This window comes from Simiduia curdlanivorans, assembly GCF_030409605.1.
Classification (GTDB): Bacteria; Pseudomonadota; Gammaproteobacteria; order Pseudomonadales; family Cellvibrionaceae; genus Simiduia; species Simiduia curdlanivorans.
Genome location: NZ_JAUFQG010000006.1, coordinates 751,834 through 770,882, shown reverse-complemented (window position 1 = coordinate 770,882; position 19,049 = coordinate 751,834). Strand labels below are relative to the sequence as shown.

Sequence of the window (19,049 nt, the reverse complement as noted above, 5' to 3'; positions counted from 1 at the left end):
GCTAATTTGCCTGACTGAAAACCTGCGTCGCTTGAATGGCTTTTTTCCAATCCTTTAAGAGTCGATCGCGCGGGCTTGGCTTCATTTCTGGATGGTAAACCATTGCATAACCCTTAACGACTTGGCTCGCTTCATCGCTGCTTTTCGGGTCGCGTGTGTCTGGCAAAGACGCCAGCCATGCTGCGCCGAATACCGTTAATTCCCCCTGCTGTGGTACGTGAACGTCTTTGTCGATAATGTCGGCTATTAGCTGCATAAGCCAGGTGTTTTGAGTCATTCCACCATCGACCTGTAGTCTGTGCAGTGTAATGCCGTCGTTTTCAATTGCCTGAATCAGGTCGAAAGTTTGCAGTGCCACAGATTGTAGAGCCGCCGCGGTAATTTCTTTAATGCCGGTATCGCGCGTGAGGCCAAACATAGCGCCGCGCGCGTCTGGATTCCAATAGGGTGCACCTAGGCCAGTAAATGCGGGAACAAAGCTGATTGGGCTCAATGTATCGAGCGCTCTGGCGAGATCCTGTGATTCTTGCGCCTGACTAAAGAAGGCTAGGCCGTCTCTGAGCCATTGAATGACAGCGCCGGCGATGAATATTGAGCCCTCGATGGCGTAAGTGGTGTTATCGTTTAGGCGATAGGCAATAGTAGTCAGTAGCCGGTGTTGAGATTGAACTGCCTGGGCACCGGTATTGATCATGAGAAATGCGCCGGTGCCATAGGTGCATTTTGCATCGCCCACCGCAAAGCATTGCTGCCCCACGAGAGCCGCTTGTTGGTCGCCGATCATCGCCCGCAGCGGAATTTTTGCACCAAATAATGCTGCGTCTGTATGGCCAAAATTATCCGCGCTGTTAGCCACATCGGGTAGTAGGCTGCTGGGAATGTTGAATAGTTCCAGTAGCTCTTTGTCCCAGGTTTGATTGTGAATATTGAACAATAGAGTACGTGAGGCGTTAGTGGCATCGGTTTTATGAACTTGCCCAGCAGTTAAGTTCCACAATAACCAGGAGTCGATAGTGCCAAAGGCGAGCTCGCCTTTTTCCGCTAGTGCCCGTGCGTTAGGAATAGTGTCGAGTAGCCACTGTAATTTTGTTGCAGAAAAGTAGGGGTCCAAAACCAGTCCAGTTTTACTTTGTACCTTGGCTTCGTGCCCTTGGGCTTTTAGCGCTTTACATTGATCATGGGTGCGGCGATCTTGCCACACAATGGCATTGTGCAGTGGCTTGCCTGTGTTTCTGTGCCACAACACCGTGGTCTCGCGCTGGTTGGTAATGCCGATAGCGGCGATATCTTTACCGGTCAGTTGTGCCTGGCTGAGTGCCGCTTTGCAGGTACTTAAAGTCGATTGCCAAATGTCTAATGGGCAGTGTTCAACCCAGCCATCTCGAGGGAAGTGTTGCGTGAATTCTTGCTGGGCCGTCGCTATTTTGCTAAGCCTGTGATCAAAAATAACCGCGCGTGAACTGGTTGTACCTTGGTCTATAGCTAAAATAAACTGCGGTTTCATGACGGCCTCTATTATTGTCTTATGTGTCAGTCTACTGGATAAGCAAAAGGCGGGCGAGGCACAGAAATACAATCAGGTAAATCTTTTTTGATTTTTTCCGGTCTCAAACAATGACCTGAGCCCTACCTTTTTGACAGCATTTTTTTTACTTTGAGCGGCAAAAAGGATAGCACGTGTCACATCCTGCCGCCGGATTAGGGTATTATCGGCTATCGCATTCTAGTAAGACATCAACCAACGGGTGTAATCATGACCAACGTTTTACAACAGCTACGCGCCTTGACTGACGTTGTGGCCGATACTGGTGATATCGATGCTATTGCCAAATTTAAACCTCAAGATGCTACCACAAACCCCAGCTTAATATTGGCCGCGGCGCAAATGCCTAATTACCGGTCAGTGGTCAGCGCAGCTGTGCTGGAAGCCAAGGGTGATATGAGTAAGGCTGTGGATGCCTTGGCCGTGGCCATCGGCAAACAAATTGTCGATTTGGTTCCTGGTCGTATTTCCACGGAGGTGGATGCGCGCCTGTCTTTTGATACCCAGGCGATGATTGTTAAAGCTAAGCAGTTGATCGATGCCTATGAGGCACAAGGCGTGAGCCGCGCTCGGGTACTGATTAAAATTGCAGCCACATGGGAAGGTGTTAAGGCTGCGGAAGTGCTTGAGCGAGAAGGTATTCAATGTAACCTGACCTTGCTGTTTAGTTTTGCACAAGCCGTTGCCTGTGCCGAAGCCGGTGTGTTTTTAATCTCGCCTTTTGTCGGTCGAATTTTCGACTGGTATAAAGCAAGGGGTGAAGTTCCTGCGTCACCGGCTGAGGATCAAGGTGTATTGTCGGTAAAACGTATATACGATTATTACAAAACCCACGGTTACAATACCGTGGTGATGGGGGCGAGCTTTCGGAATATTGGCCAAGTTAAAGCGCTGGCGGGCTGTGATCGCCTGACCATTAGCCCTGCGTTACTGCAAGAGATGGCAGCTGAAAGCGAGCCGTTGCTGGCGCAACTCGCACCGCAGAAGGCCGTGGCGGAAGCTAAAATATCCTTAACGGAAGCTGAATTTAGGTGGCTCCATAATCAGGATGCCATGGCCACGGAGAAATTGGCCGAAGGCATTCGCAAATTCGCCGAGGATCAAGAAAAGCTGGAAAAATTACTTAGCGAATGGCAGGTTTAAGTTAAAATAACCTCAAAGTTTGGTTTCCTTTAAAGGCCTTTTGTAGAGGCCTTTTTTCTGTCGGTGAGAAATACAATGACATCATTTAATGCGATACCTGCAGCAGAAGTTTTAGCCGAGCGTCGGCTGAGCAATACCAAAGGCGATCGATTGGCAGAGGCCCTGCGGCCGAAAACCCTTGCCGAAGGTTTTGCTGTACAGCAACAGGTGCAGCAGTATTGGTGTGCAATGCGCAACGATAAAGTGGCGGGTTGGAAGTGTTTATTGCCTCCTGATGGCAAATGGGTGGTTGCGCCAATTTATGGCTCCACGGTATTTGATACAACCCAGCAAGCGAAAATATGGCCCTCAAATGGCTTGGCTCGAATTGAACCAGAGTTTGCATTTGAGCTGGGCGCGGATATTCCCGCGCGTACGGAGAATTATAGTCCGGCGGAAATTGATCAACATATAGCGAAGGTTCGCATGGCACTGGAGTTGATCGAGGGGCGTTACATCGACCCCAGCCAGTGCGAGTTTCCCGAATTGCTTGCCGACGGGTTATTTAATCAAGGCTTAGTGGTTGGGCCTGAGGTTGATAGAGCGCTTGCCTATGCCGCTGCCACTATCGATATATCCGTGCGTTACGGTGATGGCGTGCCACAGAGCTACGAAGGCAAACATCAGAACCAAGATTCGATTGCGCCTCTCTACTGGTTGGTGAATTTTTTGCGGGGCCAAGGTATTCCGTTGCAGTGTGGCCAGTTTATTATCACCGGCTCCTACGCTGGTATTATTGAAGCGCCAATGGATACGGAAATTACCATGACCTACCGCGGTTTAGGTGACATGACTACACGGTTTGTCTCCTTGTAGTCGATATGGCAAGTGCGAGCTAAATGGGTCGGCCATAGGAGTGACAAATGCACTACTGTTATGGCCGGCCTTGATTAGCTGCTAGCGATTACTGAGCCAATAGGTTTGGTAGGGCGCTAGGGTTAGCGTTTCGCCTTCTAAGTCCAATGTTTGGGCGGTGATTAAGTCTAGCCAGTGATCGGTGCAGACTAAATTTATTGCCGACAGCGGCAAACTAATGGATAGGTGGCTTAAGTTGCTGATGCAAAAAATATTTTGTTGCCGATCAATACTCTGACGCCAGAAGGCAAATATTTCATCACCGAGATGCAGAGTAAATTGTGTGGCATTGGGATGAAAAGCCGGCTGCCGACCGCGAATGGCGATTAAGCGTTTAAGCTCAAAAAAAACTCGATGATGTTGACTGTTAGGGTCTTCTAGCTGAGTCATCAATTCTGTTACAGACCATTGATGGCGATTAATGGCTCGATTATGGCCGCTGTGCTCGAGCCGCTGATAATCGTTTCCAGTAGCCAGTAGGCTGTGAATGTAAAAGGCTGGAACCCCTTCTAAACCCAGCATAATCACGTGTGCACAAATAAAACGTTCGTGGTTATAGGCATCAGGGCCATTCACTGTGCCTTTGAGTGCATCGTAGAGCGCAATATTGGCTTCGTAGGGTTTGGTTTCCCCGCTTTCGAGTGCGCGCCGCGAAATTTTCCCGCCAAAAGATTCTAATGTATTGGTTAGGCGCGCCAATTCCTCGTCCGAGAGCAGCCCTTCCACGGGTCTAAGTCCGATGCCGTCGTGGCTAGCGATAAAATTAAAATAGGTGGTGCCATTGCGAGCTGGTGGCATTGTCATTAGCCAGCGTTTGAGGTGTTGGGCATTGCCGGTTAATAGCGCGTGTACCAGGAGTGGCGGTAAGGAAAAATTATAGATCCAGTGCGCTTCGTTGTTATTGCCAAAATAACTGAGGTTCTCCTGATTGGGAATATTGGTTTCGGTAATGATGATCGCATCTGATTGCGCATGTTCAATGAGGGTGCGCAGTAACCTAACCACTTCATGGGTTTCTGCTAGGTTGATGCTCGAGGTGCCGGGTACTTTCCAAAGAAAAGCGATGGCATCGAGCCTGAAGATACGTATACCTTGATCGAGATACAAGCGCACGATGGAGACAAATTGCAGTAGCACCTCGGGGTTTCTAAAATCGAGATCCACTTGGTCGAAGCTAAAAGTACACCATACATGGCGGGTTCCCGCTTTGGTCTCGACAGCTTGTAAGAGTGGATTGGTGCGCGGGCGCACCACGTCTTTTAGGTCAGCTTGCGGGCTGGCAGTGTAAAAATAGTCCTTTCCTGGGTCTTCTTGTTTTATAAAATTATCAAACCAATAGCTGCGTGCGGAACAATGGTTAATCACTAGATCAGACATGAGCTTGTAGTTATTTGCAATGCTGGCAATGTGTGTCCAATCGCCTAGGGCTTCGTTTACCGTTGAGTAATCGATAACGGAAAAGCCGTCGTCGGAGCTGTAGGGGAAGAAGGGTAATATATGAACGCTATTAACGGTGCCTTTTAAATGTGAATCGAGAAATCTATTTAACGTGCTCAGCGGCTTCTCATGGTCAGCGAGTAGACTGTCGCCATAGGTAATGGCAATGGCATCTTTCTCGCTCCACAAATTGGCGTATTGATCGGGAACCTTATCGACTTGGTGAATATTCATGGTTTCTAATAGCGACGCCACCGTGGCATCCACATCGAGGCTGGGTCTCACTTGGTGATAAATTTGCTGCAAGTGGTCTTTGATTCGTTGCTGAAGTTGCTCGTAGGGCGTCATAGTCAATCCTCAGTGATCACTTGGAAAATCGTTTGTTGTCTTCTTCAACTGCCGCCTTCAACCGTTCCAACACATTGGGCATGGCGCTTATGACGCGGTTCCAGCTTGGAATGAACGGTGCCTCCATGGGATTATCCAGAAACGATTCGCCCGCTTTCATGATGTTTCTGGCAAAAAGTTCTACGGCCTTTTCTTCGTGATGAATATCGAGTGTTAGGCCATTGATAATTGCGTCATTGCGGAAGGTCTCGATTAGATCGAGGGCTATGCGATAATAAGTCGCCTTGATTGAGCGAAAGGTTTCGGTGTTGAAGGTTTGGCCTTGGGTGGCCAGTTTTCTAAACAGTGCTTTGGAAATGTCGATGGACATTTTTGACAGGCCGCCCTGATCGTTTTGCGCCGACAGGTCTTGATGTTTGTGATCGTAGACGTCGGCAATATCTACTTGACACAATCGGTTGGTGGAGTTGTTGCGATACATTTCCGACAGTACGCCAATTTCCAAACCCCAATCACTGGGTATGCGAATATCGTTTAGGACATCCTTACGAAAGGAAAACTCCCCTGCCAGGGCATAGCGAAAGGTGTCCATGTACTGTAAATAATCCATTTCGCCGAAAATTTTCTTCAGTGAGCGCAGCAGCGGTGTCACCAGTAGGCGCGATACCCGGCCGTTCAGCTTGCCGTCGGCAACGCGCGCGTAATAGCCCTTGCAAAACATATAATTGAATTGTGGGTTGGCAACGGGATAGATGAGTCGCGCCAGCAGTTCACGGGTATAGGTGAGTATGTCGCAATCGTGCAGCGCGATGGACTCAGAGCGCCCGGTGGCCAACATATAGCCGATACAATACCAAACGTTTCTGCCTTTACCTGGCTCGGTTGGCGCTATGCCCATTTTGATCAGCTCTGCATCGAGTGCGCGCAGCGCTGGGCCGTCGTTCCATAGTACGCGGTGGTGTTGGGGCAGATTGCTAAAAAAGGCCAAGGCGTCGCGATACTGCGCTTCATTGGCGCGATCGAGTCCAATAACAATCTCAGATAAGTAGGGAACTTGGGCTAGCTCTTCGACAATGTTGGGCAGCGCAGTGCCTTCTAGCTCTGAATAGAGCGAGGGCAGGATGAGGCCGAGGGGTCGTTTTTTAGAAAAGCTGAGAAGTTCCGCATCCAATTCTGCCACAGGGCGACGGGTTAGGTTGTGTAGGGTTGTGACGATACCGTTTTGATAAAAATCAGCCATGGTTCTGTCCTTAACGTTTAAAAAAATTACATCGATAAAATGGTTTTAATGCCGCTGGCCCAGCCTTTCGGGCCCGTGTGTTCGCTGTAAATAATGCGCTCGGTTCTGGTTAATTGGAGCCTTGGATTGGTGGGCGACTTAATCACCAGTGCGTAATCGGCGAGTTCTAGCATGGGTACATCGTTCTTGCCGTCGCCGGCCGCGATAGTGCGAAAGGCATGTCTTGTTTTAGAGGTAAAAATTTGCTGTAGCCACAACATGGCCTTGCCTTTATTGCTATTGCCGACAATGTGCAAAAATCGACCACCCTCTAAGATTGATGCACCAAGTTGGTTCATTTCTTGAGTAAAGGCTATTTTGCTTAGCTCATCACCCAGCCAAACCAGGGGCTCAGAGAATTCGCGCTGGTTGGCGAGTGCTGCTTGGTCGAGGCTGAGCCCGGTTGCATTGGCAATGCCTTGCGAACCCAGTGCGGTAAAGGTGCTGTACAGGCCTTTGAATCTATCGCCCAACTGGTCTAGGCAGGTCAGCCAGTGGGCCCGGCTCTCCGTTAGGCCAAAGCGCCAGAAACCCTCATGTAGTTGCGCACCGCCGATGGCTTGAATGGCGCGCTCGGGTAAAAAGGCCAGCGGTAAGTACACAGCTGCACCGTTTTCGACGATAAAGGGGTGCCGGTTCTTTAACTGCTTTCTCAGTGCAATAACTTCGGCAAAGGTTTTACTGGTGCAGCAGATAAGGGGGATTTCTAGTTGGTTTAGCCGGTTAAGTTGATCTTCGGCGGCGCTAAAACTGTAGCTGTGATGGTCGAGTAAAGTGCCATCTAAATCAGTGAATACCAGCCATTTATTGCGGCCGTTAAGTCTTTCTACATTGCTGGTGTTGCTCATGGTTAATTCCACGTTGCTCATCGAGTTCATACAGATGAGACACAAGCGGCGGCATTGACCTAAGCATATGCTCAGTTAACCGCTGGTAGTGCTGAATAAATCGCGCTACTTGTGCCTGATTCATCACGCCACTTTGCGCGCTGAATGGAGCACTTTGGGTTGGGCTCGTATTATTTGTGTGCAACTTCTCTGCCAGTTTTTGCTCCTGTTGCCAGCGCCAGGCGAAAACACTGTCAAAGGACGGTGCTTTAAGCATTATTGTGATGTCTGCATAGGTAAAAAATTCCGCATAGGGCTGTTTGAGTTGTTCATTGACGTAACGGCGCCATACGCCGCTGTTATCTTCATTTTTCTCTAGACTATTCACCGGTTGCTCGAGACTTGCATCGCACTCGGCACTGGCGCCCATGCACCAGCCCTCTAAAATAACCACATCTATCGGTGAATCAATATTTTCCCATTGATCGGTGCTGGCCCGGTCATCAATACTTTTATCGAAACGCACGAGCGTGGTTGGTTGCCCATGCTTTAGTGCCTCGAGGGTTTTTAGTGCCAGTTGAACATCGTGTGTGCCCGGTACACCGCGGGTGGCGAGAAGCGGGTGAACCTTTTTTGCCAAAGCATGGCGCTCGGCTTTGGTGAGATAAAAATCGTCGAGTGATAAACAGACCGCTGAGCGCTTGTGGGTTTGTTGAAGCGCGGCCTGAAGATAGGCGGCTAAGGTTGACTTACCCGAGCCTTGGCTGCCATTAATGGAAACAAATACCGGTGACTGTTTATGTAGCTGTATGTTGATGTGCTCGATGACCGGGGCAAAATGTTTATTGGCCCAAGCCAAATAGTGGCTGGGTAGGCGGTGCGCATTCACAAATACTTCTAAGTGATCTACCGGCATACATTAAGTGTCCACAAGTTGAAGAAATTCTGCTATTTGGAATATAACCCGAGGCGCTGATTCACGCGTAGGGACAATAGTACCTAGGGAACCTCTGAATAACTCTGGTGCCGCTCTGCGTGACCAGAGTTATTCAGAGGTTCCCTAGTTGCGAATATTGACGGCTACTAGCTAAAGCAATTAAAGCAGGATTTATACCAAGGCTAAGCAGCACAACAAATGGCGGCTCACATGAGGGCCAGGGGATGGTTCTAGCAATAGATCTAGGCGCTGAATAGTGAGCTGGAAGATAATAGCGCTGAAAAAATCCAGCGCTAACTCGGGAAAGTCTCAGCGCGCCTAAATTTCTTCGAAGCGATTTTCGGCAACATTTTTTACGCAGCGGGCTGGGTCGAAGACGCGGCCGTTCATTGCGATGTAAACCCCCTCGGGCATGGTTTGGGCAACCATCACGGCGGCGCCCAAATTAAATACGGCATCAGAATCGCGAAACTCCGCTGGGTACATGGCGCCCATCAAGACGATGGTTTTGCCGGGGATACCCTTTAAATAGACGCCGGTTTTAGCCATGGTGTCGGTGCCGTGGGTAATCACTATTTTCTGGCCGCTTTGCGCCTCAATGGTTTTTTTGAGTAGGGCGCGATCTTCGTCGGTGATATCGAGGCTGTCTTTGCGAAACAGCGAGATGAGTGGCGTGTCTAAGGTAACGCCCGCGCGGGCAAGAATTTTAGGCGCCTGGGGCTGGCCTATGTGGTAATCGTTTTTGGCATCGTAATAAATTTTATCGATGGTGCCGCCGGTGGTGATGATCGTTACGCTCATATTGCCCTCTGGGTAAAATAAGAAATACTGACAAAGCCTTGTGCTCGCGCCGCTGCGCTTACAGGGGGTTTTAACCTGCCGGTTGCGTTAACGGTCACAGACCAGAAGTAAGCTACCCATAGGCGCTGTTCGGGGCATCTGTGTCTGGCCGTTGCGTTGGTTCGGCTGCATTTACCTAGCCGGCCCTCACTGCATAGCTTCTCAGGGTTCCTTAGGGTGAAAAGATACTCTGCTTGCCGGTACAATGCCGGCTCAATAGAGCCAGTGTGACGTATTAAATGGCAAAAACCTTACTTATTGTAGGCTACGTGTGGCCCGAGCCCAGATCCTCTGCGGCCGGCACACGCATTGTTCAGCTTATTCGCTGGGCTCAGGCGGCGGGCTATCGCGTGACATTTGCCTGTGCCGCAGAAAAAGGCGCCAATTTTGATGAACTCGATGGCTTGGGTATTGCGAGCCTTGCCATTGCCTTGAACTGTTCCAGTTTTGATCAAGCCCTTGCCGAGCTACAGCCGACGCTGGTGATATTCGATCGCTTTGTCACCGAGGAACAGTTTGGCTGGCGCGTGCAGCAGGTGTGCCCGACGGCGTTGCGGCTGTTGGATTCGGAGGATTTGCACTGCTTGCGCGACGCCCGCCAGCGCGCCCATAAAGCCCAAGCCGAAGTGCTTAACCCGTCCAATGAATTTCTCTATAGCGACATGGCACAGCGTGAAATAGCGGCTATTTATCGCTGCGATCTCACGCTGGTGATTTCCGACGCCGAAGTGGCGCTACTGCAGCAGCGTTTTCGTGTGCCGGCGGCTCTGCTGATGCACTGCCCGTTTATGTACCAGCCGCCCACGGCGCAGCAGTGGCCGAGCTATGCCGATAAACAACACTTTATTTTTATCGGCAATTATCTGCATGCACCTAATTGGGATGCGATTTTATGGCTTCGTGAGTTATGGCCGGCGATACGCAAACAACTGCCGCAAGCTGAGTTACACATCTACGGCGCCTACCCACCGAAGAAAGCCATGCAGTTGGATAACCCGAGCCTCGGTTTTCGCGTGCTCGGCTGGGCTAAGGATGCGTTGCAGGTCATGGCGAGCGCCCGCGTGTGTCTGGCGCCGCTTAGGTTTGGTGCCGGTATCAAAGGCAAATTAGCCGAGGCAATGATCTGTGGCACGCCCAGCATTACCACCGATATTGGTGCCGAGGGTATGAATCAACTGCAGCAGTTGCCTTGGCCTGGTGTTATTGCCAATGCGCCCGATGACCTGGTCGCCGCGGCTGTAGCCTTGTACACCGATCAAGCGTTGTGGCTCGAGGCGCAGGCGCAGGGCTTGGTGAATGTTGCAGTACTGTTTGATCGGGCTAGGTTGGAAGCTGATTTAACTGCACGGGTAGACAGTATTTTGCAAGACCTGGGTCGGCACCGGCTAGACAACTTCATGGGTAATTTGTTGCTCCAGCAGCAGTACCGCAGCACCGAGTTTATGTCCCGTTGGATAGAAGTGAAATCAAAATTAAAACGCCTCGAGCAGGTTGATTAGCGCGGGCGATTGGCAAATTTTAGTGGCGTATATTTAGCCGATGATTGAGGTGACCTTTGCCTGCAAGATTTAAGCGGGCGCTGCCCTTCGCTAAATTGACTCGCTTAAACCATGTGAATTTTTTAGGCGCTTTTACGAATATTATCGTCGTATTTTTTGCTCAGCACATCGTAAAATTGCTCGCGTAATTTGTAGATGTCTTGTTTGATGTCGGCAATCTCTTGGTTGCTGATGTCGCGTCGCCCGACATAAACCTGCTTTCTAAACACAGCAATTTGTGCGCCGTATAAGCGTAGATTTTTCTCCAGCCCCTTCTCGCCAATGAGTAGCAAGTTGGCTTCGGCGTCGGCCATGCGGCGGAATTCTTGTACTAGTTCGCTATTAATGCTGTCGAGTTCGGCGCGTCGCGCCTGGGGCCAGCGCGGGCCAAAGCGCACCGATTCGATCACTAGCGCCGAATATTTGGCGAAGCAATGGCTGACATTGCCCATTTGACGCGACACTTCCTCGTACACTTTCAGCTTGCGCTTGGCCGCAATGGCGTCTGGCGATGCCGGCGAGGTGTGTTTTTTTCGCGCTATCCACAGGCCAAAGCCTAGAAGACAGGCGCCCATGGCAATTTTTGCCAGCGTATCTAGCAGTGTCCAGATGATGGCCTGATCCATTGCTTGTTCCTCACTAATACAGCGTCAACCGCCAAAAAAATGACGGTTTAAGGTTAATTGTTGACTGCATAGGAGCTAGAGCAAAACCTAGGCCAAACCCGTGGCATTAATAGTTGATCAGGCGTGGGGGTTGAAGCTGGCTGGGCGGTTGCGCAAGGGTTCGAGAATGGGTTCTAGGCCGTTGACTTTAATTTCATGGATCAGTGCCAACAGCTCACCCAGCTTTCCCTTTGGAAAACCTTGGCCGTGAAACCAAACTAAGTAGGGTTCGGGTAGATCGGCTAATTTGCGGCCTTGGTATTTACCGAAGGGCATGTCGGTGCTGACCAGCAATTTTAGATATTCGGGCGGGAAGGGGAAGTCCATGGCGCTTAGCCGCCGGCCAGTTTTACGGTGAAGCCGCGTTTTTCCAACTCCGCTTTGAGTTTGTCGCGCATGTCGCCTTGGATTTCAATATCCCACTCTTTCACCGCGCCGCCCACGCCACACACTTGCTTGAGTGCTTTTGCCAAAGTTTTCAGTTCGTCGCTAGGCAACCCTAAGCCGCTTATGACACTCACTGCTTTGCCTCCTCGGCCTTTGGTTGAGCGGGCGATACGCACAATACCGTCCGATGAGGGCGCCGTCGCCTGGGTTTCGGTGGCTTTGATACGACCGGTTTCGGTGGAATACACCAAGCGGTTATTCTTGCTCATTGTCTGACTCATTGGGCTCGATGACTTTTTGCAATTTTTGAAATAGGGCGCCGGTGATGATCAGGGCAAGGCCCAAGCTAAAGAGTAAGCGCGGGTCGGCAAATAACCACTGGTAGTAATAGAAGAGTGGTGCCAAGATCACCGCGATAAACAGACCACTGCTGATCAAAGTCTCGGCCCGTTCCGGCAGGGTGACACTCTTTTGGCAGTGGGGGCAGGGAAAGGCCTGGCGCGCTAGGTAGGTTTTCATTAACCCTTGTTTGCGCAACTCGCTTTTTGTGACGGCTTGTTGGCACCAAGGGCAGCGCAGGGGTGAAAGTATCAGTGACATGCCTTAACCTTTAACATTTAGGTTTTCCGTGGCCAAACCTGCCACCTTTGCAAACGTAGGCGCTATTGTAATGCTTGTGGCGCCCAGATAAAACGCTCAAACCGCGAGTAGGAACTTACTTTATGCCCAGCAACGGCAGTGTCGAACCGATAGAATTGAAAGCCCGCGTCGCAAACATTATTTTTGGCTACGATACGCCCGCCGGTAGGGCGTTTGATTTGGTGTTGATAGCGCTGATAGTCGCCAGTGTTTTGGTCATGATGTTAGAAAGTATCGCGGGCTTGAGGGGCGCCTGGCGCGGTACCTTAAGTTGGGCCGAGTGGATATTTACGCTAATTTTTACGGCCGAATATATCACGCGAGTTTATGTGGCGCCCAACCGCTGGGCCTATATCAAAAGTTTTTACGGTCTAGTTGATTTGCTATCTATTCTGCCCTCTTATTTGGGGCTGTTTTTTGGCGACTTGAATTATCTGTTGATCATCCGGTTGTTACGGGTACTGAGAATCTTCCGTATTCTAAAGCTAGCGCGCTATCTGCAAGAGGCTAACGTGTTAGTGCGCTCTATGCTTATGGCAAGGCGAAAAATATTGGTGTTTTTTAGTTCAGTGTTGGTGCTCACCACGGTGTTTGGTTCACTGATGTATGTGGTAGAAGGCCCGCACAATGGATTTACCAGTATCCCAAAAAGTATTTATTGGGCCATCGTGAGCATTACCACCGTGGGCTACGGCGACATAACCCCACACACGCCCTTAGGGCAGGTATTGGCGGCGTTGGTAATGCTGACGGGCTACTCCATTATCGCTATTCCAACGGGTATATTTACCGCGGAACTGGTGCAGCAGGTTAGCCGTCAGCGCATGGATGTGCAGTGCAGCAATTGCCAGAAAAACAATCATGAGGTGGACGCGGACTATTGCCGCGCCTGCGGTGCGGCCCTACCGGAAGCGATAGAGCACAAGTGACCAAGACACCTACTTGAATACAATGGTTGCCGCCAGCAGCGCTATCACCAAGGCAAACAGTTGGTTGATTTTTTTCTGATGCAGGCTCAGCCAATTTAAAACTTTCGGCGTTGCTAAGCCCCAGGCCACGAGAAGATACCAGAGCGTATCTATGGTGCCTGCGGTAAGGGCTAAAATCAGTTTGTCGCCCAGCCCTGCATCCAGTTGCACGAATTGACTGAACAGCGCTAAAAAAAAGATTGCCATTTTCGGGTTGAGCGCGGCAATCATTAGCCCACTGATAAACCCTGGGGTCTTAATTGCTTTGTCTTGATCGGCTGAAGGCTCGCTCTGTTGCTTGACCTGTTGAGTGCTGACCCAGGTTTTGTAGGCGATAAATAACAAAAAGGCCGCGCCTAGGTAGCGAATAACATCAAAAATCAGCGCTGATTGGGCAATGACGACGGCTAACCCCAAAGCCGTGGCGGCCGCGTAAGCTGTGACGCCCAAACCGTGGCCAACGGCAGTTAAAATGCCTGCCTTGCGACCGTGATTGACGGTGTTGTTCATGACCACTGCCAAACTTGGCCCGGGCGACATGGCGCCCAGGGCGCAAATACCCGCAACCGACAGCCAACTACTCAGCAACATAGCAAACCTCAGAAAAAGTGTTCGGTGGAGTGTGCATATTTCGAGGTACAATTGCCAGCTTTGCTCCCATACAGGACTGCCCATGTCTGCTTTTCCCTCAGCCGGTGCCGTTGCGTCGGGTTTCGAGCCAGTGGCTCAAGTATTTAATGACCTACTCGCCGAGGCGCCACAAGGTGCCGCGCTTGCAGTGTATTGGCATGGGCAGCCGGTAGTTAATGTCTGGGGCGGAGCGCGCGATAAGGCCGCAAGCCTTGCTTGGCAGGCCGATACTCGGGTGAATATTTTTTCAGCGGGCAAAGCGCTCGTGGCAGTGGCAGTATTGCAATTAGTGGCGCAGGGAAAGTTGTCGCTCGATCAACCTATCGCCGACATTTGGCCAGGCTTCGGCGCCGAGGGCAAAGCGGCTATTACACTGCGCCAGGTGTTGAGTCATCGCTCTGGTGTGAATGCTTTTCACCACAAGGTTGCCGATAACGCGATTTTTGATGGTCAACAAGTGTTAGCGCTGATCGAACAGGAAGCCCCCTGGTGGCAACCCGATACCGAACAGGGCTATTCGCCCATTCTCTATGGCTGGATTCTCGCTGAGATAGTGCGACGGGCGAGCGGCGCTGCCAGTTTTAACGAATATTTTCAACGCCACGTTGCGCAGCCTTTGGGGCTAGCCATCAGTTTTGGTTTGGCGCCGGCGGAGCAAGCGAGTTTGGCCGAGGTTGGCGCCATGCGCGGCGCTAAACCGGAACCGAGTGTGTTGGCCTTGGGGCGAGCGATGAAAGACGAGCCAGCTGGTGTTGTGAATAAAGCGTTCACCAACCCCATGAGTTTAATGGTGGGCACCAACGGCGAGGCCTGGCGTAGCGCGGAAATACCGGCTGCGAACGGGGTTTCAAGTGCCCGGGATTTGGCCTTGGTGTATAGCTCTCTGGTTGGCGATGAGCGCTTATTGGCTCAAGCGCATAAAGCGCTGTGTTGGCAGCAACAAAGCCGAGCTGTGGATCGTATTCTGCAAACCGAGATGCGGTTTTCGCTGGGTTTCATGTTGACCCAAGCCGGTGCGGATCGTCGCTTGGGGCGAGGCGATAAGGCCTTTGGCCATGCCGGCGCTGGTGGTTGTTTAGGTTTCGCCGATCCCGAGTACGGTATTGGTTTCGGGTTTGTTTCGAATCAAATGGCGCAAAGTTTACTTATCGATAGTCGTGGTCAGCGCTTAATTGATGCTGTGTATTCTTGTCTTGAAACGGAAGCAAAAAAATGAGTGATGAATTGGTCGAGCAGCTGCAAGGGCGAATAGATGAACTGGAAATGCGACAAGCATTTCAAGAGGATACGCTCACAGAATTAAACGCAATTTTAGCGCGTCAAGACGCGGAAATTTTAAAGTTGATTGCGCAAGTGCGGAGCTTGTCAGACAAGCATTTGGATTTACAGTATCGTATCGATCAAGGAGGCGAAGTATCCAATGATCGTCCGCCGCATTATTAAGTTGGATGCCTGAGTGTCACTTTTTAGTGGAGGGTTTCGCCTTTAGTTGGTTCTAAAGTACCTATTTCTTAGTATGTCGCCGCTCATTTGTCGCCTAATACTCCTTTTGCCTATAACTCAACTAGACTTGAACAGGCTCTAGTTGCTAACTCTGCCACCGGCGACCACTGGATGATTGGATCTCAAACGAACTTACTATTGCCTATGGAGTGGCCTGCAATAGACACAGATGTGTCTGTTGGCCTATTTTGGAAGGCATTAAATCTCACGGATGTAGCACTTTGGCGCTGGGATATGAAGGCCGGCCGCTTGTATCTCTCCTCGCAGTTCTACGCGTTTTCGCAATTAGATCCCGCCTGTCCCGTCGATAGTTTTGATCAGTTACTCGGTTTGCTCTCTTCGGCGCAGCAAGAGAAATTGTTGCGTACCGTGGGGCGTGCGGTAAAACACCGGCGCGTGCGCTTTGGCTGTGATATTCAATTAAACAACGGTGTTTGGATTTACTTCCTAGGTGGTTGTGAGCACAACGCGCGTGAGGTGGTTGGCTTTGTGACAAATTCCGTGGTCAATCGTAGCACCACGGAGAGTTTAGAGACCAACCGCCAGCTGTTTGATGGCCTATTTGACTCAAGCCAAGTCGCCACGGCGTTATTGACCGCCGAAGGCGCTATGTTGCGGGCCAATGCCGCCTGCGAGCATCTATTTCAGTTAACGCCCGGCTCGCTGCTGACGCGATATAATGGCAGCAATCTACTCGCCGATTCCATTTTTTCCGAGGCGCCGTTAACACACCACGAAATGATGGCCTCGTTCAATGACGGCAAAGCGTTAACTTTAAACTTGGCCTGTAACCTCGGTCACTTGTTGGGTGTCCAACCTAGCGAGGCGCAGGTATTGCAGTTGCGTGCTCGCATGTCGCCGATGTTGGACGAGCAGAAGCGCTTGCGTTTTATTCTTGTGCAGTACGAAGATCGATCTGCCGAGCTTCAAGCTCGGAATGCCCTGGCTAGAAATACCAATCTGATGAGCGGTGTACTGAGCCATCGCGGTGCTCCGCCGATAGCGGTAAAGGATGTAAAGGGCACCTATCTTCTCGCCAATGACCGCTACCAAAATCTTTTTTTCACTAAACCCGTCAATATTATCGGATTGCGCGACGAGCATTTACTCGAGGCGTCGACGGTGTCGTTATTGCATCGAAGGGAGCAGGAGGCGATTAATCGGGAAGATACTATTACCGAAGAACAATCGCTGCCGCTCATGGCGGAACAAGCTAAAGATTATGTTTGGTCGTGTTTTCCCGTGCGCGACGAGAACAGCAATATTTTTGCCGTTGGCCACATATTTACCGATATTTCACATATTCATCAGCAGCAACAAGTTATTAATAAGCAGCGCAAGGAGCTGCGCCTGCTGCTCGATAACGTTCAAGATATGATTTTATATCTGGACCGCTGGGGCCGAGTTAAAAATAGCAATGCCAGTGCCGATGCCTTCTTTCACGGCAAATCTTTGAATGGTTTGACCTTGGTGGAAGTATTTGTGGATTGCCCGCAAATTCCGCAGTTACAGCGTGAAATAATGCAGGTGGTGAGGACAAACTACTCCGAGGTAGGTATTACAGAAAGCCTTTGGTTTGGCGATCGCCAGTACTGGTTTGAAGTGGATAAGGTGCCAACCTCCAGCGACAGTGGTCAAGTTGATGGTGTTATGTTGGTTTTACACGACGTCACCAAGCAAAAAATTATTGAGCAAGAACTGCTCGATAGTGAAGGCCGTTATCGCGCGTTTATCAGCAATTGTATGGATGGCATTTGGTGTTGCCGGTTGGAGCCCCCCATCGATGTAAGCTTACCGGTAGAGCAGCAAGTGGATCAGTTGGGCGAGCGAGCGCTTTTTTCCGAGTGCAACCAAGTGATGGCCGATTTTCGAGACTGTGCAAGCCCTGAATCGATGCTCGGCGTGCCAATGTTTGATCGGGGTATTGAAGCGCATCGCGAGGGTATGAGACGTTTTATCGCTGCAGGCTATAGGCTTTTGGATATTCCAACGTTTCGCGATAAGAATAACGGCGAGCGCTTAGAGTTTACTGTGAGTACTTTAGGTATCGTCGATAATGGATTTTTATGCCATGTGTGGGGTATTACCCGAGATGTTACCGAGAGGCACCGTTATCTAGCCAAAATGGAGTATCAGGCAAACCACGATGCTTTGACCGGGTTACCCAACAGAAACTTCTTGTATAAGAAGATCAAAAAAGTGTTGAGTGCCAAATCATTGGATCAACTGGTGGCTTTATTGATCATCGACTTGAATCGATTTAAAGACCTCAACGATACCTTAGGCCATCAAACCGGTGATAAATTACTCAAGCAAATTGGCCCGCGCTTATTAGATGAGCTGTCTTATATCGACTCTACCGTGGCGCGCCTTGGTGGCGATGAATTCGCTGTCTTTCTGCCCTCTATTCGCAATGCCCAGCAGGCCGTTGTTGTGGCTCACCGGGTTTTAGATGCCATCCGAGAACCTTATAACTTGGATGGCTTCCACAGTGAAATAGGCGCGGCTATTGGTATTTCTATCCGCTCGGAAAAGGCCAATGACGTTAGTACCCTGATGCGCTACGCCGATGTGGCTATGTATAACGCCAAGGCTCAGTACTCTGGCATATCCGTATACAGTTCTGACATAGACCCGCATTCGCCCAAGCGGTTTTCGCTGATGAGTGAGTTGCGCCGGGCGATTCGCGAAGATGAATTGTTTTTACATTTTCAACCCAAGATTGAGTTGTCGACCCAACGCTTGCACGGTTTTGAGGCCTTGTTGCGCTGGGATCACCCAACCTTGGGTTTTGTCTCGCCGGCGGAATTCATTCCCATGGCCGAGGCCACAGATATAATTCACCCGCTGACGGAGTGGGTGCTAAAGCAATCAATCGAGCAGTGTCGACTTTGGCACGATCGAAATTTCTTTGTTAGCGTGGCGATTAACTTGTCAACGCGAAATCTCATGGATGAAAAATTGCCGCGTAAAATTGCCAGTTTGTTGGCCGATGCGGGCTTGCCGCCTACGGCGCTGGAGTTAGAAATTACTGAAAGCGCGATTATGAGCGATCCAACCCGCGCTTTGTTAATTCTGCAGCAGCTGAGCGAGATGGGCATTAAGTTGTCCATTGACGATTTCGGTACGGGTTATTCGTCGTTGGCGTATTTGAAAAAGCTGCCGGTGCAGGCGCTGAAAATTGATTATTCTTTTGTGCTAAATATGTTGCAAGATAAGCAAGACGAAATTATCGTGCGCTCTACCATAAACTTGGCGCACAACTTGGGTTTGCATGTGGTTGCCGAAGGGGTAGAAAATCAAGAGACACTATCGTGCTTGGAGGCGATGGGGTGCAATCAAGCTCAGGGTTATTTCTTAGGTAGGCCTATGCCTGAAGCATCTATTGCCGAGTGGTATGCGAGTACGGATTGGTTGATTGATCAAGAGGGGGATGAAATACCCCCCTCGCTGTCTAAGGATTAGACCTCA

General features: G+C 50.4%; 18 protein-coding genes. 7 read left to right on the top strand and 11 right to left on the bottom strand.

The features are described from left to right. Position 1: 1 nt before the first annotated feature. Positions 2–1,504: a glycerol kinase GlpK gene (gene glpK, locus QWY82_RS17200; RefSeq protein WP_290264840.1), complete on the bottom strand. Its 1,503-nt coding sequence runs from the start codon at positions 1,502–1,504 to the stop codon at positions 2–4. A gap of 249 nt (positions 1,505–1,753) precedes the next feature. Between glpK and tal the strand changes: the two genes are divergently transcribed. Both tal and QWY82_RS17190 read left to right on the top strand, forming a co-directional pair. Beyond that, complete coding sequence (gene tal, locus QWY82_RS17195) at positions 1,754–2,686, top strand: transaldolase (protein ID WP_290264839.1); 933 nt, start codon at positions 1,754–1,756, stop codon at positions 2,684–2,686. Between the two features lie 75 nt (positions 2,687–2,761). Continuing rightward, positions 2,762–3,541 carry a hydratase gene (locus QWY82_RS17190; protein WP_290264838.1) on the top strand — a complete coding sequence of 260 codons (780 nt, stop codon included), beginning with the start codon at positions 2,762–2,764 and terminating at the stop codon, positions 3,539–3,541. A gap of 81 nt (positions 3,542–3,622) precedes the next feature. Here QWY82_RS17190 and QWY82_RS17185 read toward each other — a convergent pair whose 3' ends face one another. The 5 genes from QWY82_RS17185 to QWY82_RS17165 all read right to left on the bottom strand — a co-directional run bounded on the left by QWY82_RS17185 (position 3,623) and on the right by QWY82_RS17165 (position 9,209). Continuing rightward, entirely contained in the window at positions 3,623–5,365 is a 1,743-nt protein-coding gene (locus QWY82_RS17185) for an alpha-amylase family glycosyl hydrolase (protein ID WP_290264837.1), read from the bottom strand. Between the two features lie 16 nt (positions 5,366–5,381). Then, a complete protein-coding gene (locus QWY82_RS17180) occupies positions 5,382–6,605 on the bottom strand; it encodes a glycosyltransferase family protein (RefSeq protein ID WP_290264835.1) in 1,224 nt (407 codons plus the stop codon). 26 nt (positions 6,606–6,631) lie between these two features. Then, positions 6,632–7,492 carry an HAD-IIB family hydrolase gene (locus QWY82_RS17175; RefSeq protein ID WP_290264834.1) on the bottom strand — a complete coding sequence of 287 codons (861 nt, stop codon included), beginning with the start codon at positions 7,490–7,492 and terminating at the stop codon, positions 6,632–6,634. Then, positions 7,461–8,387, bottom strand: a complete 927-nt coding sequence (locus QWY82_RS17170; RefSeq protein ID WP_290264833.1) for a zeta toxin family protein — start codon at positions 8,385–8,387, stop codon at positions 7,461–7,463. The genes QWY82_RS17175 and QWY82_RS17170 overlap by 32 nt, the downstream gene beginning before the upstream one ends. Before the next feature lie 339 nt (positions 8,388–8,726). Then, positions 8,727–9,209, bottom strand: coding sequence for an asparaginase domain-containing protein (locus QWY82_RS17165; protein WP_290264832.1), 483 nt, complete (start codon positions 9,207–9,209; stop codon positions 8,727–8,729). A gap of 278 nt (positions 9,210–9,487) precedes the next feature. Here QWY82_RS17165 and QWY82_RS17160 point away from each other — a divergent pair, with 278 nt between their 5' ends. Next, positions 9,488–10,747, top strand: a complete 1,260-nt coding sequence (locus QWY82_RS17160; RefSeq protein ID WP_290264831.1) for a glycosyltransferase — start codon at positions 9,488–9,490, stop codon at positions 10,745–10,747. Positions 10,748–10,869: 122 nt separating this feature from the next. On the opposite strand, the gene QWY82_RS17155 is transcribed toward QWY82_RS17160, so the two are convergent. The 4 genes from QWY82_RS17155 to QWY82_RS17140 form a co-directional block, all read right to left on the bottom strand. Next, positions 10,870–11,412, bottom strand: a complete 543-nt coding sequence (locus QWY82_RS17155) for an energy transducer TonB (RefSeq protein WP_290264830.1) — start codon at positions 11,410–11,412, stop codon at positions 10,870–10,872. A gap of 117 nt (positions 11,413–11,529) precedes the next feature. Then, positions 11,530–11,778: a DUF3820 family protein gene (locus tag QWY82_RS17150; protein ID WP_290264829.1), complete on the bottom strand. Its 249-nt coding sequence runs from the start codon at positions 11,776–11,778 to the stop codon at positions 11,530–11,532. A 5-nt stretch (positions 11,779–11,783) separates the two neighbouring features. Further along, positions 11,784–12,107: a stress response translation initiation inhibitor YciH gene (gene yciH, locus QWY82_RS17145; protein ID WP_290264828.1), complete on the bottom strand. Its 324-nt coding sequence runs from the start codon at positions 12,105–12,107 to the stop codon at positions 11,784–11,786. Then, the gene (locus QWY82_RS17140) at positions 12,094–12,438 is read right to left on the bottom strand and encodes a hypothetical protein (RefSeq protein WP_290264827.1); all 345 of its coding nucleotides are present in this window, start codon (positions 12,436–12,438) and stop codon (positions 12,094–12,096) included. The genes yciH and QWY82_RS17140 overlap by 14 nt, the downstream gene beginning before the upstream one ends. 122 nt (positions 12,439–12,560) lie before the next feature. Between QWY82_RS17140 and QWY82_RS17135 the strand changes: the two genes are divergently transcribed. Next, entirely contained in the window at positions 12,561–13,406 is an 846-nt protein-coding gene (locus QWY82_RS17135; RefSeq protein WP_290264826.1) for an ion transporter, read from the top strand. Between the two features lie 9 nt (positions 13,407–13,415). Here the strand turns inward: QWY82_RS17135 and QWY82_RS17130 are convergent, their stop codons facing one another. Next, positions 13,416–14,036, bottom strand: a complete 621-nt coding sequence (locus tag QWY82_RS17130) for a LysE family translocator (RefSeq protein ID WP_290264825.1) — start codon at positions 14,034–14,036, stop codon at positions 13,416–13,418. An 82-nt stretch (positions 14,037–14,118) separates the two neighbouring features. Here QWY82_RS17130 and QWY82_RS17125 point away from each other — a divergent pair, with 82 nt between their 5' ends. The 3 genes from QWY82_RS17125 (at position 14,119) to QWY82_RS17115 (ending at position 19,043) form a co-directional block, all read left to right on the top strand. Beyond that, positions 14,119–15,291 carry a serine hydrolase domain-containing protein gene (locus QWY82_RS17125; protein WP_290264824.1) on the top strand — a complete coding sequence of 391 codons (1,173 nt, stop codon included), beginning with the start codon at positions 14,119–14,121 and terminating at the stop codon, positions 15,289–15,291. Next, the gene (locus QWY82_RS17120) at positions 15,288–15,518 is read left to right on the top strand and encodes a SlyX family protein (protein ID WP_290264823.1); all 231 of its coding nucleotides are present in this window, start codon (positions 15,288–15,290) and stop codon (positions 15,516–15,518) included. Before QWY82_RS17125 ends, QWY82_RS17120 begins: the two co-directional genes overlap by 4 nt. Positions 15,519–15,689: 171 nt before the next feature. Further along, positions 15,690–19,043 carry an EAL domain-containing protein gene (locus tag QWY82_RS17115; RefSeq protein WP_290264822.1) on the top strand — a complete coding sequence of 1,118 codons (3,354 nt, stop codon included), beginning with the start codon at positions 15,690–15,692 and terminating at the stop codon, positions 19,041–19,043. The last annotated feature ends 6 nt before the right edge of the window (positions 19,044–19,049 follow it).

What these genes read in the sequence shown, in the direction of transcription:
- glpK (WP_290264840.1), bottom strand. Translation starts at nt 1,504, where the DNA reads ATGAAACCGCAGTTTATTTTAGCTATAGACCAAGGTACAACCAGTTCA.
- tal (WP_290264839.1), top strand. Translation starts at nt 1,754, where the DNA reads ATGACCAACGTTTTACAACAGCTACGCGCCTTGACTGACGTTGTGGCC.
- QWY82_RS17190 (WP_290264838.1), top strand. Translation starts at nt 2,762, where the DNA reads ATGACATCATTTAATGCGATACCTGCAGCAGAAGTTTTAGCCGAGCGT.
- QWY82_RS17185 (WP_290264837.1), bottom strand. Translation starts at nt 5,365, where the DNA reads ATGACGCCCTACGAGCAACTTCAGCAACGAATCAAAGACCACTTGCAG.
- QWY82_RS17180 (WP_290264835.1), bottom strand. Translation starts at nt 6,605, where the DNA reads ATGGCTGATTTTTATCAAAACGGTATCGTCACAACCCTACACAACCTA.
- QWY82_RS17175 (WP_290264834.1), bottom strand. Translation starts at nt 7,492, where the DNA reads ATGAGCAACACCAGCAATGTAGAAAGACTTAACGGCCGCAATAAATGG.
- QWY82_RS17170 (WP_290264833.1), bottom strand. Translation starts at nt 8,387, where the DNA reads ATGCCGGTAGATCACTTAGAAGTATTTGTGAATGCGCACCGCCTACCC.
- QWY82_RS17165 (WP_290264832.1), bottom strand. Translation starts at nt 9,209, where the DNA reads ATGAGCGTAACGATCATCACCACCGGCGGCACCATCGATAAAATTTAT.
- QWY82_RS17160 (WP_290264831.1), top strand. Translation starts at nt 9,488, where the DNA reads ATGGCAAAAACCTTACTTATTGTAGGCTACGTGTGGCCCGAGCCCAGA.
- QWY82_RS17155 (WP_290264830.1), bottom strand. Translation starts at nt 11,412, where the DNA reads ATGGATCAGGCCATCATCTGGACACTGCTAGATACGCTGGCAAAAATT.
- QWY82_RS17150 (WP_290264829.1), bottom strand. Translation starts at nt 11,778, where the DNA reads ATGGACTTCCCCTTCCCGCCCGAATATCTAAAATTGCTGGTCAGCACC.
- yciH (WP_290264828.1), bottom strand. Translation starts at nt 12,107, where the DNA reads ATGAGCAAGAATAACCGCTTGGTGTATTCCACCGAAACCGGTCGTATC.
- QWY82_RS17140 (WP_290264827.1), bottom strand. Translation starts at nt 12,438, where the DNA reads ATGTCACTGATACTTTCACCCCTGCGCTGCCCTTGGTGCCAACAAGCC.
- QWY82_RS17135 (WP_290264826.1), top strand. Translation starts at nt 12,561, where the DNA reads ATGCCCAGCAACGGCAGTGTCGAACCGATAGAATTGAAAGCCCGCGTC.
- QWY82_RS17130 (WP_290264825.1), bottom strand. Translation starts at nt 14,036, where the DNA reads ATGTTGCTGAGTAGTTGGCTGTCGGTTGCGGGTATTTGCGCCCTGGGC.
- QWY82_RS17125 (WP_290264824.1), top strand. Translation starts at nt 14,119, where the DNA reads ATGTCTGCTTTTCCCTCAGCCGGTGCCGTTGCGTCGGGTTTCGAGCCA.
- QWY82_RS17120 (WP_290264823.1), top strand. Translation starts at nt 15,288, where the DNA reads ATGAGTGATGAATTGGTCGAGCAGCTGCAAGGGCGAATAGATGAACTG.
- QWY82_RS17115 (WP_290264822.1), top strand. Translation starts at nt 15,690, where the DNA reads ATGATTGGATCTCAAACGAACTTACTATTGCCTATGGAGTGGCCTGCA.